General features: G+C 61.9%; 17 protein-coding genes. 4 read left to right on the forward strand and 13 right to left on the reverse strand.

Annotated elements, in window-relative coordinates; genetic code table 11:
- The 8 genes from ACLI1O_RS09090 to ACLI1O_RS09125 all read right to left on the reverse strand — a co-directional run bounded on the left by ACLI1O_RS09090 (nucleotide 1) and on the right by ACLI1O_RS09125 (nucleotide 7,171).
- Nucleotides 1–1,413, reverse strand: coding sequence for a ComEC/Rec2 family competence protein (locus ACLI1O_RS09090; RefSeq protein ID WP_284771600.1), 1,413 nt, complete (start codon nucleotides 1,411–1,413; stop codon nucleotides 1–3).
- Between the two features lie 20 nt (nucleotides 1,414–1,433).
- Entirely contained in the window at nucleotides 1,434–2,111 is a 678-nt protein-coding gene (locus ACLI1O_RS09095; protein ID WP_239268685.1) for a ComEA family DNA-binding protein, read from the reverse strand.
- A gap of 158 nt (nucleotides 2,112–2,269) precedes the next feature.
- Nucleotides 2,270–3,067: a DegV family protein gene (locus ACLI1O_RS09100; protein ID WP_239268687.1), complete on the reverse strand. Its 798-nt coding sequence runs from the start codon at nucleotides 3,065–3,067 to the stop codon at nucleotides 2,270–2,272.
- Nucleotides 3,067–3,765 carry a histidine phosphatase family protein gene (locus tag ACLI1O_RS09105; RefSeq protein WP_005277992.1) on the reverse strand — a complete coding sequence of 233 codons (699 nt, stop codon included), beginning with the start codon at nucleotides 3,763–3,765 and terminating at the stop codon, nucleotides 3,067–3,069. Before ACLI1O_RS09105 ends, ACLI1O_RS09100 begins: the two co-directional genes overlap by 1 nt.
- Nucleotides 3,766–3,772: 7 nt before the next feature.
- Nucleotides 3,773–4,216, reverse strand: coding sequence for a ribosome silencing factor (rsfS, locus tag ACLI1O_RS09110; RefSeq protein WP_198010486.1), 444 nt, complete (start codon nucleotides 4,214–4,216; stop codon nucleotides 3,773–3,775).
- A 117-nt stretch (nucleotides 4,217–4,333) separates the two neighbouring features.
- Nucleotides 4,334–4,951: a nicotinate-nucleotide adenylyltransferase gene (gene nadD / locus ACLI1O_RS09115; RefSeq protein WP_411706819.1), complete on the reverse strand. Its 618-nt coding sequence runs from the start codon at nucleotides 4,949–4,951 to the stop codon at nucleotides 4,334–4,336.
- 18 nt (nucleotides 4,952–4,969) lie between these two features.
- Nucleotides 4,970–5,827 carry a cutinase family protein gene (locus ACLI1O_RS09120; protein ID WP_239275181.1) on the reverse strand — a complete coding sequence of 286 codons (858 nt, stop codon included), beginning with the start codon at nucleotides 5,825–5,827 and terminating at the stop codon, nucleotides 4,970–4,972.
- Nucleotides 5,828–5,902: 75 nt separating this feature from the next.
- Nucleotides 5,903–7,171, reverse strand: a complete 1,269-nt coding sequence (locus ACLI1O_RS09125; RefSeq protein ID WP_239268691.1) for a glutamate-5-semialdehyde dehydrogenase — start codon at nucleotides 7,169–7,171, stop codon at nucleotides 5,903–5,905.
- Between the two features lie 224 nt (nucleotides 7,172–7,395).
- Here ACLI1O_RS09125 and ACLI1O_RS09130 point away from each other — a divergent pair, with 224 nt between their 5' ends.
- From ACLI1O_RS09130 to ACLI1O_RS09145, 4 genes are read left to right on the forward strand one after another with little or no spacing between them, the layout of a single operon-like run.
- Complete coding sequence (locus tag ACLI1O_RS09130; RefSeq protein ID WP_239268693.1) at nucleotides 7,396–8,475, forward strand: metal ABC transporter substrate-binding protein; 1,080 nt, start codon at nucleotides 7,396–7,398, stop codon at nucleotides 8,473–8,475.
- The gene (locus tag ACLI1O_RS09135) at nucleotides 8,472–9,170 is read left to right on the forward strand and encodes a metal ABC transporter ATP-binding protein (protein ID WP_239268695.1); all 699 of its coding nucleotides are present in this window, start codon (nucleotides 8,472–8,474) and stop codon (nucleotides 9,168–9,170) included. Before ACLI1O_RS09130 ends, ACLI1O_RS09135 begins: the two co-directional genes overlap by 4 nt.
- Complete coding sequence (locus ACLI1O_RS09140; RefSeq protein WP_237800918.1) at nucleotides 9,167–9,991, forward strand: metal ABC transporter permease; 825 nt, start codon at nucleotides 9,167–9,169, stop codon at nucleotides 9,989–9,991. The genes ACLI1O_RS09135 and ACLI1O_RS09140 overlap by 4 nt, the downstream gene beginning before the upstream one ends.
- A 2-nt stretch (nucleotides 9,992–9,993) precedes the next feature.
- Nucleotides 9,994–10,776: a metal ABC transporter permease gene (locus tag ACLI1O_RS09145; protein ID WP_411696971.1), complete on the forward strand. Its 783-nt coding sequence runs from the start codon at nucleotides 9,994–9,996 to the stop codon at nucleotides 10,774–10,776.
- Between the two features lie 59 nt (nucleotides 10,777–10,835).
- Here ACLI1O_RS09145 and ACLI1O_RS09150 read toward each other — a convergent pair whose 3' ends face one another.
- The 5 genes from ACLI1O_RS09150 to rpmA form a co-directional block, all read right to left on the reverse strand.
- A complete protein-coding gene (locus tag ACLI1O_RS09150) occupies nucleotides 10,836–11,510 on the reverse strand; it encodes a metal-dependent transcriptional regulator (protein ID WP_034659051.1) in 675 nt (224 codons plus the stop codon).
- A 171-nt stretch (nucleotides 11,511–11,681) separates the two neighbouring features.
- Nucleotides 11,682–12,611, reverse strand: coding sequence for a D-isomer specific 2-hydroxyacid dehydrogenase family protein (locus ACLI1O_RS09155; protein WP_239268697.1), 930 nt, complete (start codon nucleotides 12,609–12,611; stop codon nucleotides 11,682–11,684).
- Between the two features lie 22 nt (nucleotides 12,612–12,633).
- Nucleotides 12,634–13,866: a glutamate 5-kinase gene (gene proB, locus ACLI1O_RS09160; protein ID WP_023023537.1), complete on the reverse strand. Its 1,233-nt coding sequence runs from the start codon at nucleotides 13,864–13,866 to the stop codon at nucleotides 12,634–12,636.
- 140 nt (nucleotides 13,867–14,006) lie between these two features.
- Nucleotides 14,007–15,539 carry a GTPase ObgE gene (gene obgE, locus ACLI1O_RS09165; RefSeq protein ID WP_023023539.1) on the reverse strand — a complete coding sequence of 511 codons (1,533 nt, stop codon included), beginning with the start codon at nucleotides 15,537–15,539 and terminating at the stop codon, nucleotides 14,007–14,009.
- Between the two features lie 172 nt (nucleotides 15,540–15,711).
- Nucleotides 15,712–15,990, reverse strand: a complete 279-nt coding sequence (gene rpmA / locus ACLI1O_RS09170) for a 50S ribosomal protein L27 (RefSeq protein WP_005277951.1) — start codon at nucleotides 15,988–15,990, stop codon at nucleotides 15,712–15,714.
- Between the last annotated feature and the right edge of the window lie 19 nt (nucleotides 15,991–16,009).

Genomic DNA, 16,009 nt, shown 5'->3' on the forward strand with positions numbered 1-16,009 from the left:
CTAGGCGGCAAACGCACCCAGACAAACGATGCCCGCGATAACCCCTGCCAAGGTCAGCCATGGCCGGTGATACAGCAGCCCGGCGATGACCCATCCGTACGCAAGGAGCGTAAACAGCGGGTGGGCGGTGATGGTGACCACGGGCAGGCTAGCCACGCCGTGGGCGATGGTATTGATCCACCACGCTGCGGGTTCGATGAGTTTCAATAATCCCGCGGCGACGATGCTTAAGGGGCCTAGCTGCGCGGCGATGGCCGCGAGCAACCCCACCACAGTAATGGGGGCGGTGGCGGGTGCTACCAAGACATTGGCGAGGACCGAGACGACGGATACCTCGCCGGACATGAGGGCGATAAGCGGCAGGGTGAGGATATCGGCGGCAATCGCCACGGCGACAGCGCGCAGGAAGATGGCGGGCCAGCCGGTGACCGCGAGCTGCGAATAGATAAGCGGGCTCAGCATGACGATGCCGAAGGTCGCCGCACACGATAATGCAAAACCAAAGTGCACCGCGAGGTCCGAATCCACGAAAAGCAGGGTGAGGATGCCGAGGCTGAGCGCGTGGATGGGTTCCATAGTGGACGAGTGCAGCACCGCGAGCAGGCCTACTACCCCGGCGACGGCCGCGCGCTGCACCGACGGTTCAAGGCCCACCAAGACGACATAGATGGCTAGCGCGGCCAAGGACACCGCCACTCTGGTGCGTGGACCGGCGGCGCACGCGGCGCAGACGATGGCGGCAAAGGAACAGACGATGGCCACATTGGCACCGGATACAGCGCTGAGGTGCGATAGCCCGGTATCGATGTAGAGTTCGCGGTCCGCGGGGCTTTGCAGGGAGGTATCGCCAAGCACCATGCCTGGGATAAGCCCCTGGCTGCTCGGGCCTACTGTCTCTAGTACGACCGCGCGGAAGTTATCGGCCACCCGTGCGGCCCAGCCGGCCAGGCCCGAAGGTGGCGCAGAGATGCTCAGGTGGGAGGCGTTTGCTATCACGGTCCCGACTCCGGGTTGGTCGGACTCGGAAAGCTGTACCGCTACCGTGACCTGCGTTCCGGCGGGTGCGCTCAGTGGTTCGGGGCTAAAGACCGGAAGCTGCGCGGGATAGCCCGGGACATCGAGCCGGATGAGCCAGCCGCCGGTGCTCGTTTGGGTCGGCGCGGTGACCACCCGGCCGGTGATCTCGCGGCCGAACTCGAAGGCGGCCGCTCGCGCCTGCCGCACGGCGGCTACGAAGGCGGCGGCGCTGGCGAGTACGCCGCAAAAAATGGCTTGGCCCCAGTGCCGGGCGAGCAGGCATATCCCTACGACACTGCCGATGCACGCCACGGCCCACCCCTGCCCGAAAACCAGCACCGCGATGACCGCCACCCACGCGGTCAGGGCGCCGGGAAGCAGACGGAGTTCTTTCATCTCGGCGTGGCCTCTTACGTCTACAGCTGCACGTTATCTTTGAGCTTGGCAAACTTGGCAGGGCCAATCCCACTGACCTCGAGGAGTTCCTCGACGTCCTTAAAACCCCCGCGCTCTTCGCGGAAGGAGACGATGGCTTCCGCGGTGACCTCCCCTACCCCGTTGAGATCCATGAGTTCGGCGGCGGTCGCGGAATTGAGGCTGACTTTATCGCCGCCGGCGGGTGCGGCGGTGGGGGCATCGGCAAGCGCGGGGTCGGGCGGAGCACCTTGGGGCAGGATGCGGAGCTGCTGGCCATCGGCAAGCCGCTGCGCTTGGTTGAGCGTCATGGTCTCCGCCTCCGGCAAGGGCGTGGCGGCCGCGAGGGCATCGGCGACGCGGGCACCAGGCTCGAGGGTCTTCAGGCCGGGCGCTGCAACTTCGCCGACGACGGATACGACGATTTCGCTCGCCTCCGCGCTAGGCTCGGCGGTGGTACTGCCCATCGCCGCGGGTTCGGGCATGCCGGACTCATCCGAATTGCGGGTACTAAGGCCCAGCCAGATAATGACGCCCACCACCACAATGATGGCTACCGCGCAGGCCTGCCAGCGGCTGATGCGCACGCGCGGGCGCGGGTAATCGACGTGGAGGAGTTCTTCCTCGCCGGTGGGTTGGGTAAATTCGCGGAGTCGTTCGCTGATTTTGGGTGCCGCCATAGCCCACAGGCTAGGAAGCCGCCGCGTGCGGTGCGAGAACGTGGGCGGAGGCGCTGTGGATAAGTCGTTGTAGGAAGCAACCAAACGGGTCCTGGCGGGGTGGTTATCCACAATCGGGGGCGCACAGGCCGTCGGGCTTCGCCCGTGCGTGCGAGGGCCTAGGAGCTAAATACCGCAGATACCCCAATGGCGGAGGGTCCAGCGTGCACGGCGAGCACCTCGGTTAGGGGCGTGGTGATAAAGGACGTGCCTTCTGGTAGGGCATCGCGCAAGAGGCCCTGCAGCTTGTCCGCCGCTTCGCCGGCCTGGTTATGCTGAATGGCGATGAAGGCGGGCTCCCCGGCGGCGCGGGCGGCGATGATCTCTACCACCTTGGTAAAGGCCTTGGTCTGCGTGCGGGTTTTTCCCACCAACTCCAGCTTGCCATCTACGATGGACATAATCGGCTTGGTGGCTAAAAGCGCGGTGGACAACATGGCGGTGGCCGCGGACATGCGGCCCGAGCGGCGCATATCCTCCGTGGAATGCAGGTACACCCAGGTAGCCGCGCGTTCGATGCTGTCTAGCGCCGCCGCGTGGCATTCTTCCAGCGCCGCGCCCTGTGCCGCCTTGGTAGCAGCCGCCATCGCCGCCGCGCCCATGACCATGCCGGCCGAGCCGGAATCGATAACGCGCACCGTATCGGGAAAAACCCCAGCTGCGGCCACCGCCGCCGACCACGTGGACGAAAGCTCCTTGGACAGGTGGATGGCGATCACGCCATCATCCTGCGCCTTTTCCATTTCCCGGCCGTAGGCGGCGGCCAATTCGAGGGAAGACAGGCCCGAGGTGGTGCGCAGCTTTCCGCCCTTATCCTCGCTATCCATCACGTGTAGGTCAATGACGGTGATATCGAGTTCTTCAGCGATCTCTGGGGGCAGGCTGGCCGCGGAGTCAGTAATGACGCGAACGGTCACTAGGTATCTGCCCCTCCATCACCGGTGACCTCGCCACCCATATTCCAGCCGTCGAAGTACCATTGTGCGCTCGCCACCGTCTCCGGCGTAAATTCCAGGGAGGTCACGGGGGTTTCTGGATTGAAATCCGGGCGGGCGGTCAGCTGCGACCAGTGGGTATTTTTCAGACCGGATAAAATTCCGTACTGGCCGTGATCCAAGCCCAACAGGTGGCACGTGAGCGCGGAGATTGCGCCACCGTGGGCGACGATGAGTACGGCGCCGTCATCCCAACCGGAAAATTCCTGCATGAGCTCGTCAATGACCGGGCGGGCGCGCCGTGCCACGTCCACGCGGGACTCGCCCTCTGGCGGGGCCCAGGTGGGATCGTGGCGCCAGATGGCGCGGGCGCCGGGGAATTCCGCATCCACTTCGGCAGAGCTCTTTCCCTGCCACTGCCCTAGATTGGTCTCGCGCAGGCGAGGGTCCGTAGAAAAGTCCAAGCCGAGTGATTCTGCCACTACCCGCGCGGTTTCCCGAGCGCGCTGCAAATCGGAGGCGACGATTTTTACCACGCCCTGATCCCGGAGCAGGCGCGCAGCGGCGCGGGCCTGTTCGTAGCCGACATCGGAAAGCTCAGTATCCAAGTGGCCCTGCATGCGGCCGGAGGCATTGTAGGTGGTTTGTCCGTGGCGGATCAGAATCAGGCGGCGGCTCATGGTGGGGTTAAAGCTCCTCGTCCTCGCCAGGGGCCTTTTGCGCCAATGGCAGCTCATCAATGGAATCCACGGTGCGCGGATTGATGCCGTTGGTCCAATCGCCGGGGCGCTCGGGTGGCTCAATGCCCTCAATGTCCACCAAAGGGCAATCGTGGTAGAGGCGGTCGAGCCCATAGTGCTCCCGCTGGTCCGTGCGCTGCACGTGGATGACGATATTGCCATAATCCAACAGCACCCAGCGGTTTTCGCGGTTGCCCTCGCGGCGCTGCGGCTCGAAGCCCTGAGCCGTCATCTGGTCCTCCACCTCATCCACGATGGAGCCGACCTGGCGCTCATTATCGGCAGAAGCCAGCACAAAAACCTCGGTGATGGCGAGGACATCGGAGACATCGATTGCAGCGATATTGCTTGCCAGCTTGTCCTGTGCGGCATGCGCCGCGGTTGCCGCCATGCGGCGGGCGAGATCAGAAATAGACAATGTATAAAAATTCCCTTTTCGCGTCTGGTGAGGAAGTGTCTTTTAGCTGTCTATTCTTGCACGTTCGGCGCGATTGTGCCCAAACTTGAACTATAAAGGTTTATCCGGCTGCGCCGAGTAGAGGTTATTTTTGGTGATGTATTGCACCACCCCATCCGGAACCAGGTACCACACCGGGCGGTTTTGGGCGGCCCGCTCGCGGCAATCCGTGGAAGAAATGGCCATGGCCGGGATATCGATAAGGTTGATATCCTCCCGCGAACCGGCGGGCAGCATGTCCGTACTCAGCTCGTAGCCCGGGCGCGTGACGCCCACGAAGTGCGCCATTTCCAGCATCTCTTCCCAGTTATGCCAGCTCATAATGGATTGCAGGGAATCCGCACCGGTGATGAAGTAAAACTCGGCGTCCGGAAAAAGCTCGCGCAGATCCCGCAGGGTATCGATGGTATAGGTAGGGCCCTTGCGGTCGATGTCCACGCGGGAGACGGTAAAGCGCGGGTTGGAGGCAGTTGCCACCATCGTCATCAAATACCGGTGCTCCGCGCCGGTGACCTCGCGGGAGGCCTTCTGCCACGGTTTGCCGGTGGGCACAAAGACTACGGTATCGAGGGCAAAGCGGTGCGCCGCCTCGCTGGCGGCGACCAAGTGGCCATTGTGGATTGGATCAAAGGTGCCGCCCATGATCCCAATGCGCTGGGAATTAGTCATGGCTGGAGAGTATAGCCGCTACCCTGCTGGGGAGTTAAGCCAGCCAGCCACGGTATCGGCCACGCGGGCATTGTCCTGTTCCACTGCCGCATCGCCTTCGCTATCGCGGAAATATGAGGCGTGGTGGGCGGCCTTGGTGGCCAGGGTGTCTTTGGCATTGCGCAGGTTGAGGTCGCAGACGAAGTCGCCGGCAAGGCAGTAATCGATCCGGCGATCGGCCTGCAGTGCGGCGCTGTGAGGAATGAGATATCGCGGAATCGGCCCGGCCATGCCGCCGGGACGCCGCAAGGGATTGCCCAGGTAGATCGCCCCGGCGAGCTTGTCCTGGGACGCGAGGTAGCGCTCCGCGCTGGTGGCGATAATGGCTCCTTGCGAATACCCAGCGGTGATATAGCGCGGGCTGCAGCCGGTTTCCTCTTCGTACTTCTCCACCACGCGCGGCGCGTTGTTCATACCGCTGCGCAGGCTCTGCACAAAGCCAACGGTGACCTGATAGACCAGCTCATGCAAGGGATGTTCCAGCAGCACCCCGCCCAAGCGGCGCATCAGCTGCAGCGGGCCCAGGTTTTCGCCCTCTTGGGCCAACGGTGGAAGGTTCATAGAGGCCGGATATGCATCCGCATCCAACGCCAGCACGTAGGCATTATCCATGGTTCCGGGGTGGCGTTGTTCTACCAGGTGGAAGAGCGCTGCGAGGTTGGGACCTTCATAGCCATTGGATTCCGCGCCCTGGTCCGAATAGCGCTGCGGGCCGAAGTACTCCCCGTGTTCCTCATTTTGGTCCGAGCCGCGCGCGGCAAGGAATACATAGTCGGGGCAGGTCTCGGCCGGCGGATGAGTCTCCCCCGCTGCCGCGACAGGTGTGAGCACAGACATGCCAAGCGCCGCCGTGGCGGAGATAGCTACAAAGCCAGCGGCGGCGCGAGAGAGAGAGGAAAAAGGCGCACGTTCTTATGGGCGTACGTGACCGGTGCCTTGGAGGACCCACTTGGAGGAGGTCAGCTCCGGCAGGGCCATTGGGCCACGAGCGTGCAGCTTCTGGGTGGAAATACCGATTTCTGCACCCATGCCGTAGACCTCGCCATCGGTGAAGGCAGTGGAGGCATTCAGCATGACGGCTGCGGCATCAACCTCGTTGCCGAACTTGACCAAGACGTCCGCATCCTGGGCGGCGATGCCCTCGGTATGGCCGGTGGTAAATTCCGCGATGTGGGCGATGGCAGCGTCAACGCCGTCGACCACCTTCGCACAGATATCCATGGACAGCGACTCTTCGCGCCAGTCCTCCTCGGTAGCCTGAACAACGTCCGTGGCGCCGAAGCCCTCGAGCTCGTCTACATCACCGTGGACGGTGACGTCTGCGTCCTGGAGGGCGCGGACGATACGCAGCTTGGTGGCATCATCAAGCGCGGCATCAATAAGCACGCACTCGGTGGAGTTGCAGACAGAGGTGCGGCGGGTCTTGCCGTTGATGACCATGTCGATGGCCTTGTCCATATCGGCCGAAGCATCGATGTAGAAGTGGCAGTTGCCGGTACCGGTCTCGATGGCCGGAACGGTAGCGCCGGTAACTACAGCCTCGATGAGCTTGGCACCGCCACGGGGAATGACTAGGTCCACCAAGCCGCGGGCGGTAATCAAGTCCTGGACGGAATCGTGGGTCTCACAGGGCAGGAGCTGGACTACCTCGCGCGGCAGATCAAACTCTGCAAGGGTGTCCTGCAGGAGCTCCACCAGCTTGGTATTGGAGTTGCGCGCGGACTTGGAACCGCGCAGCAGCGGCACGTTGCCGGATTTCAAAGCGAGGCCGAAGGCATCCACGGTGACATTCGGGCGGGCCTCGTAGACCATGCCCATCACACCGAGCGGGACGCGCACCTGCTTCATCTGGATGCCGTTATCCATGGTGCGGCCCTGCAGGATCTCGCCTACCGGGTCTTGCAGGCCAGCGACTTGGCGCAGGCCATCGGCAATGCCCTCGACGCGGGCAGCGTCCAAGGTCAGGCGGTCAATCAGGGAATCGGACATGCCGCGTTCGCGGCCTGCCTCAATGTCCTGCTGGTTGGCAGCAAGGATGTCATCGGTGTGGGCAATGAGATTTTCGGCTGCGCGCTGCAAGATTTCATTCTTGCGCGGCGTGGACAGCTGCGCCACGACGGGCGCAACGTCCTTTGCAGCACGGGCTTTGGACAGAACTTCTTCGCGTTCAGTGTTGCTCATGTCATACCAGAGTAACGTACCCGCCCGAGTTTTTCAGCCGCCCGCCGTGAACCTCACGCTTTGCCTGAATTGGACAGGCCACGCAGAGAAAACCACTTCCCTACCCTAGCCCGAAAGTGCAGTGAACCTCACAATACCAAATCTTATTGTTCAATACCTTGAAACTTTTAATTGGGTATGTTTATTCTTTGTTTGATAAGTTTCAGCCTGAAAAAGGAGCACTCATGAAAAAGAACGTGGCCAAGCTGGGCCTGATGTTGACCCTGAGCGGGCTCGCCCTCGCCGCCTGCAGCACGAATGACGGAGGCAACGGTGCCAACGCGGGCTCCGGTTCGGGCGACGATCAGACCATCAAGGCTGTTGCCACCACCACGCAGATCTGCGATTACCTCACCCAGATTGCCCAGGGTGGCATGACGCTCCACAAGGTGGATTCCAGCGGCAAGGAAACCACCGAGGGCGATGGCGATACCACCCTCGATCTCACCTGCCTGTTGGCGCCGAATGCCAGCGCGCACGAGCACGAGATGACCCCGCAGCAGATGAGTGCCATGGCAGATGCGGACTTCCTCTTTAAAAACGGCGTCGATCTCGAGCACTTCCTCGATAACGCCGTGGAGTCTTCCGGCTTTGACGGCGAGACCATCGTCACCGCCGGCGATGACAACTCCAAGCACAAGGTAGACCTGCGCGAGTGGCCTTTCCCCGGTGAGGACGGCGAGGAACCAGAATTCACCCACGACCCGCACGTATGGACCTCCCCCAAGAACGCCAAGATCCAGGTAGAAAACATCGTCGATGCCTTGGCCGATAAGGAGCCATCCGTGAAGGAAGTCGGCGAAAAGTACACCAAGCAGCTCGACGAGCTGGATAAGTGGGTCACCGAGTCCCTGGAGACCGTCCCCGAGCAGGACCGCATGCTGTTTACTTCGCACGATGCCTTTGGCTACTTCTCTAACGATTATGACGTGAAGTTCATCGGCTCCGCGCTCACGGACTTCAATAACCAGCAGGACGCCACCTCCTCGCACATCGAGGATGCCGCTAAGGAGGTTCGCGATTCCGGCGCCAAGGCCATCTTCGCGGAAAACTCCAATAACTCTAAGTCCATCGAGGCCATCGCCCGCGCCGCAGGCGTCAAGGCCATTATGGATGACGACGCCCTGTACGGCGACTCCTTGGGCGTGCCGAATAGCGACGGCGCCACCTACATCGGCTCCATCATCCACAACGTCACCACCTTGGTAGATGCCTGGGACGGTGAAGCGGCCGATCTGCCAGAAAGCCTGGATAACGCACGATGAATGCACCGCTTTTAGAACTTTCCCATGCCTCCTGCGGCTATGGCACCACCACCATCGTGGACGATGTCTCCTTGACCATCCACGAAGGTGAGGCCATCGCGCTGCTGGGGGCTAATGGTGCTGGTAAATCCACTCTCTTAAAGGCCATCGCCGGCCTTGCTACGCTGCGCGGCGAGCATCAGCGCACGGCGACGCTGGGCTATGTTCCCCAGCACCACACCTGCGATCCCACCTTTCCCGTCACCGCCGGCCGGGTCGTGGAAATGGGCCTGCTCAATAAGGCCTCGTGGTGGGAGCGCATGGGCAGCATGCGCCGCCTGCGCCCGCAGATCGACCAAGCGCTAGAGCTCGTCGGCATGGCGGATAAGGCGAAGACCCGCTGGGATAAGCTATCGGGTGGGCAGCGCCAGCGCATCTTTATCGCCCGCGCGCTCGCCGCGCACCCGGACTTGGTGCTCATGGACGAGCCCTTCAATGGCCTGGACCAAGACAGCAGGCAGGTGCTTTTAGGGATCATCGCCAAGCTTAAGGAAAGCGGGGTTGCCCTGCTCATTTCTACCCACGATCCCATTTTGGCGCAGCGCGCTTGCGATGCTGGAATGCTCATCGTGGACGGCCACAGCGAGGTCCTCGATACCGAGGATGCAGTCGAGCGCTACCTGGAGGCCACGTCGGTATTACAGGGGGACATGTGACGCTTCTGCTTACTGCTCCCTACATGCAGCGCGCCGCCCTGTTCTTGCTGTGCGTGGCCTTAACCGGCGCGGTGGTCAGCGTGGTGGTCAACCTGCGCCGCATGGAATTTAGCGTTGAGGCGCTGGTCCACTCGGTATTCCCGGGCATCGTCATCGGCCTGGCCGTGGCGGGCTTTCCCGGCATCTTGCCCGGTGCCGCCGTCGCCGCGGGTGTCGCCGTGCTCATTTTGGCGCGCCTGAATTCCGGCAGCGATGGCCACGACCATGAATCCGGCACCGCGGTGGTACTGACCTTGATGTATGGCATCGGCGTGGTCATCAGCCTCGCCGTGGGGGATCGCTCCGGCCAGCTGGAGGCCCTTATGTTTGGCCGCTTGCTCGATATCACCACTGACCGCATGATCCCCTCGATCATCTTGTGCGTGGTTGCCGCCCTGCTCATTCTGGCCACCTGGCGCTCGCAAGTAGCCGTCGCCTTTGACCGCGAATCCGCGCGCGCCACCGGCATCCGCGTGGGGCTAATCGATGTCACTGCCAACGTAGCGGTGGGCCTTATCGTCGTCGCCGCGAGCTCCGCCATCGGCGTATTGCTCGTTTTGGGTTTCGTGGTGGTCCCGGGCCTGGTCGGGCGCGTCCTGGCTAGCACCCCACTGCAGATGCTCCTGTGGGCGCTGGTGGGCGCGGTAGTCGCCGTATGCGTGGGCCTGTGGCTCATGCTTTCGGTGACCTCCCACCAGATTTCCCCGCAAGCCATCGTCGCGCTGTCGCTGTCCCTGACCGTTCCGCTCGCACTTTTAGGCAGGCGCATATGGGTGTCTTAACTTTGCCATTCTTCGAAGCCATCGCGGTAGGCTGCCTCTCCGGGCTGGTAGGTACGCTCATGGTGTTGGGCAATCGCGTCTTTTTTGCTGAGAGCCTCTCCCACGGCACCTTTCCCGGCGCGGTCCTCGGCGTCGTCGTGGCCAATGCGCTGGGTGCCAACTTGAGCGATGGGCTCATGCTCGGCTCCGTGGCGGTCTGCATTCCGCTGGCGATTTTCATGCATTACCTGGGCAAGGTGCACGGCGTCTCCTCCACCGCTGCGGCGGGCACCACGCTCACTCTGGGGTTTGCGATGGGTATCTTGTTGCTGCGCTGGTTCCAGCCGCTGCCGCTGCACGTCGATAGCTTCCTGGTGGGCTCGCTTACCACGGTCAACCACCGCGATGTCGCCGTCGCAGCCGGCCTGGTCATTATCTGCCTACTGGCGGTACTAGCCTGCCGGCGCCGCCTCTTCCAGGCGTATTTCGACCCCACCACGTCCCCGCATAGCGGGCTTTACGATGCCCTGACGCTCGGCCTTATCTGCTTGACGATGGCCGCCGTCATCCCCGCCGTCGGCACCATCTTGTCCATCGCCTTGCTCGTGGCTCCAGCCGCGGGCCTGCGCCCGTGGGTATCGCGCCCGGAGGCGCTGCTTATCGGGGCGGGCATCATCGGCATCACCATCGCGGTGGCCGGGCTTTTTATCGCTGCGCACTTGAGCCTTTCGGCCGGCGGCACCATCGCCATTGTGGCCGGCGTGTTCTACCTCGCCAGCATGACGGCCTATAAGGCGGTCTCCTAACGTGCGGCGCAGCATGGCGTCGCACGGCGCGGCGCAGCACTGCGTTGCTGCGCCGCGCGTTAATTAGACGAGGACAGGCGGACTGTGATCTCGCGGGCGGCCACCTCCGCCAGCGACATCTCGCCGCCTTTGGTCTGCACCGTCAATAAGCCGGCCACGCTATCGCTTACGCGCAGCTCATTGCCCAGCTCCACCCCAAAGCGGTCGAGGTAGCGCAATAGGCCAGGATCCTCATCGCAGACGCGCTCCACGGTCACGGGCGCATCGAGCGGGGCGCTGGCGAGCGTGAGCGTGCCAAGATCCTCGATCCCGCCGCCAATATCGGGAATGGGATCGCCGTGCGGATCGCGGTCGGGGGATCCCAGCAGCGCATCGATGCGGCCAATAAAGCGATCGGAGCAGGCGTGCTCGAGGCGATCAGCGTCCTCGTGCACCTCGTCCCAGGAATAGTCCAGGGTCTCTACCAAGAAGGTTTCTAAAAGCCGGTGGCGGCGCACCATCTGCATCGCCAGCTCGCGGCCCGCAGGGCTCAATGAGACGCCCTGATAGCGCTCATGCTCCACCAGCCCTTGAGCGGCGAGCTTTTTAATCGCCTCTGAGGCAGTAGGCACCTTTTGATCCAGGCGCCCCGCCACATCCTTCAGCCCCACTGGGGCGCCGCCGGAATGCTCCGATAAGTCCCACAGAACTTTGAGGTAGTCCTGGCTGCGGGTAGGGAGTTCTTCTAGGTGCATGTCCACCATCTTAATAATCGTGCTTGTGTTGCCCTTGGATAAGTGTTAAATTAGCAGTAGTTCAACACATTGAACTTTTAATTTCACTTGCCACGGACAGTGGGCGGTACGTCCTTTCTTCGGTACACACACGACGCACCCAGGCTTCGCTGTCCGTTGCTCTTAAGCTTTCTAGTATCCCGCCTCCGGATCTACCTGGGTGGGCATGGGCTCACCCTTATCCCACGCGACGGCATTGGCATTAAAAATATCGCCCATGTGGTACTGCGCCACGTGCTTTGTTGCCCCGATGTGCGGGGTCATGGTGCAATTGGGCAGGGAGAGCAACGGGTGGCCATCGGGAAGCGGCTCTGGGTCCACAACTTCCAAGCCGGCCCCGGCGATTTCACCCTCGCGCAGGGCATCCACGAGGTCATCGGTAACCACGGTGCTGCCGCGCCCGACGTTGATAAACAGCGAGGACGGTTTCATGGCGCGGAACTTTGCGGCATCGATTAGCCCCTCCGTTTCCTGCGTGGCGGGCAGGATGCAGAAAATAACATCGGCCTCGCCCCACACGTGTGCGGCATCAGCCATGGCAACCACCTCATCGGCGCCCTCCACGGGGCGCCCAGAGCGATTCACGGCGGTGATGTACACCCCAAAGGGCTTGAGCAGGGCAATGAGCTGCTTGCCGATGCCACCAGCACCCAAAATCGCTACCTTCTTCGGCCCCTGCTGGTCATAGATCCACTCCTGCGCTTCATCCAGCTCCTTGGCCACCGACCAGGTGCCGGCCTGCACAAAGGCCTTGTGCTGATGAGCTTGGGAGAGCAGTAGGCCCAAGGCGCATTCGGCCACCGGCTTGGCAAAGGCGCCGGCGGAATTGCACCACGGCAAGCCCTCAGGGGTAATCAATCCAGCATCAATGAGTTGGTTTACACCGGTAAAACAATGCTGCACCCAGCCGATATTGTCCGGCATCTCTGGGATGCGGCGTGGGCTGGGTGTGTTATTGACATAAACCTCTGCGTCTTCGAGGTTTTCTACGCGTTCGTGGCCGGCAGCGCTTAAGTCATCGACCATCGGCTGCCACGTTTCTGGTCCCATAAAATACTTCATGGGACCAGCGTACGGCACTTAGCTAGATGCGAGAGGCGAAGTTGGACAGGTAATCCGCGTGCACGACGGAGCGGCGCTTATCTTCTGGCAGCTCACTCATCTGCATGCCCTTGATGGCGTTCAATTCCTCGGAATCGAAGCGGACCTCACCGCGGCCGATAACCTCGCCCTTCGGGCCCAAGATATCGATGATCTCGCCCTTGTTGAATTCACCGCGGACATCGGTAATACCCACGGCGAGCAAGGAGGTACCGCCCTTGGTCACGGCCTCCTTGGCGCCCTCGTCCAGGCGGACGGCTCCGCCGGTATCGGCGCAGTAGAGCGCCCAGAACTTCCAAGCCGAAAGCTGGCGTTCCTCGCGGGTGTGGAAGACGGTGCCCACGGAGGCATCGGAAAGCGCGGGGCCAATATTATCGGTAGAGGTCAACAGCACAGGAATGCCGCCGCGGGTGGCCAGGCGGGCGGCGGAGACCTTCGTGGCCATGCCGCCGGTGCCGACCTTGCCGCCATCGCCGGCAACAACGCCCTTGAGATCCTTACCGGTGCGCACCTCATCGATGAACTTCGCATCCGGCTCGGCCGGGTTCTTGTCATAGAGGCCATCGACATCAGAGAACAGGAAGAGCGCGTCTGCGCCCACCAAGTTGGCGACCAAGGCCGACAGGCGGTCGTTATCGCCGAAGTGCATCTCAGAGGTAGCAACGGCGTCGTTTTCGTTCACGATGGGAATGGTGCGCAGCTGGCGCAGACGATCAATGGTGCGCTGCGCGTTGCGGGCGCGGTCGCGGTGTCCGGCATCGGAGGCCGTAAGCAGCACCTGACCGATGGTGCGCTGATAACGCGCAAAGGAACGGCCCCACTCATAGGCGAGGTGTACCTGGCCCACAGACGCCGAAGCCTGCTTCGTAGCCAGGTCGGTGGGGCGCTGGTGCAGGCCGAGCGGGCCCATACCGGCAGCAACCGCACCGGAGGAAACGATGATGACATCGGAGCGTCCCATGCGTGCGTGGACAGCATCAACGATGTGATCGATCTTTTCCTGCGCCACGCGGAAATTCTCATCCGTCAGCGACGAGGAACCAATCTTTACAACGACGCGCTTGGCCTCAGCGATAGAGTTGCGCAATTCGGATTCAAACCCGGAGGCTATCGGGTTTTCATCAAGGGCTTCGGGGAACGGAGTATCAGCGGTAGGGCCATCAAACGGCTCTACGGGGAGCGGAAGAATGGGCTCTTTCTGTTGATCAGAAGACATAACTCAATAGTGTACAAAGCTTATGCCTCCCGCCCCCTTCATTGGGGCACATTTCCCCCATGTGCGCAGCATAATGTGTCTGAACTGGGGGCAATCGTCCGGTGGAATTGCCCCCACTTCCCTTCGCCAGAAGTTAACAACTAACCCTGCCACCGGTCACGGTTAGCGCCTTCGCGGGTGATCTCTTCCTCATCTCCGTAGTCGAGCTCATCGACCAAGCCACGCCGGGCTTGGGAGGCACGCTTGCGCTCCGCTGCCGACACGCGGTTGGTGCCCTTCAGGCGGGCATCCTCGCCGCGGCTGGCCATAGTTGGATCGCCGCCGGTCATCGGCTCCCATTCGAATGTAATGCCGCCGATGGTCACGGGACAGCCTTCCACCGCGCCCTGCTTGTGCAGCTCGTCTTCCACGCCGGCCTTGGCCAGGCGGTCCGCCAAGTAACCCACGGCCTCATCGTTTTCAAAGTCGGTCTGGGTAATCCAGCGCTCGATCTTTTCGCCTTCCACAATGAATCCGCCCTGCACTTCTGGGTCCGGTCGCACGCTAAAGTCTGCGAAGCTGCCGGTGTTTTTCTTATGCGCTTGGGCCTTGGGGTGAATAACGGTATGGGAAGGATCCCGCTTCGGCTTAGGCTGTGCCTTGTGATGCTCGGTGACCATTTCCATGAGCTTGAATTTCAGCGGGTCCAAGCCCTTGCGTGCTGCCGCAGAAATGATGAACACCGGCCAGCCAAACTTTTCCTTCAGGTCATCCTTGACGAACTCCGCAAGCTCTTCCGCCTCCGGCACATCGGCCTTATTCAAAATAATGACGCGCGGGCGCTCGCGCAGGTCACCCAAACCGGTATCGCTTTCTAGCGCCTCCTGGTACTTAGCCAGCTCATTTTCCAGCGCCTCAATATCGGATTCCGGATCGCGGCCAGGCTCGATGGATGCGGTATCAACGACGTGGGCCAGCACGGCCGTGCGCTCGATGTGGCGCAGGAAGTCTAGGCCTAGGCCCTTGCCATCGGCGGCGCCAGGGATAAGGCCAGGGACATCGGCAATGGTAAAGGAGCTATCGCCCATATCCACCACACCCAAGTTGGGCTGCAGGGTGGTAAACGGGTAGTCACCAATCTTCGGCTTGGCTGCAGAGAGCACAGAGATCAACGAGGACTTACCCGCCGAAGGAAAGCCCACAAGCCCCACATCCGCCATGGATTTCAGCTCGAGCACCAAATCATGAGCTTGGCCCGGCTCGCCCTGCAGCGCAAAGCCCGGTGCCTTCCGGTTCTTAGACGCCAACGCCGCGTTGCCCAAGCCACCGAAACCGCCCTCAGCCGCGACGAAACGCGTGCCCGGCACAGTAAGATCCGCCAGGGTCTCACCCTTTTCCGTGCGCACAACCGTACCCGCGGGAACCTCCAGAATCAGGTCCTCACCGCGCGCGCCATTGCGCATATCGCCGGCACCGTTGCCGCCTCGTTCGGCCTTAATATGCGGGCGGTAGTGGAAGTCCATCAAAGTATGGATCTGCTCTGAAACTTCCAAAACGATGTCGCCACCGTGGCCGCCATTGCCGCCATCCGGTCCGCCCAATGGCTTGAATTTCTCGCGGTGGACAGACACACAGCCATGCCCACCGTCGCCAGCCTGCAAGTGCAAGACGACGCGGTCAATAAATCGTGCCATGATGTGCCACACCCTTCTTATTTAAATCTATTGTCTTAGCCAGTGTAATGCGTAGCCAAGCTCGGACTCCAACCCATGCCCTGCCAGCACAGTGGGAGGTAAAACGAGAAAATCCTCGAGCTGCCCTCACCCGTAGTGAAAGCTGCCCGAGGATTGACCGCTGCGGTCGTGCTTAAGCAGTAGCTTCTGCAGCAACCTCTTCAGCCGGGATGATGTTTACCATCCGGCGGCCGCGCTTGATGCCGAACTTCACGGAGCCAGCAGCAAGTGCGAACAAGGTGTCATCGCCGCCGCGACCAACGTTCTCACCTGGGTGGAACTTGGTGCCGCGCTGACGCACGATGATCTCGCCGGCGTTAACCTGCTGACCACCGAAGCGCTTGACGCCGAGGCGCTTGGACTCGGAATCGCGACCGTTGCTGGAGCTGGAAGCACCCTTCTTGTGTGCCATGTCGTTTCCCTCCTTCGGG

The organism is Corynebacterium sp. LaCa78 (genome assembly GCF_046717505.1).
Lineage (GTDB): Bacteria > Actinomycetota > Actinomycetes > Mycobacteriales > Mycobacteriaceae > Corynebacterium.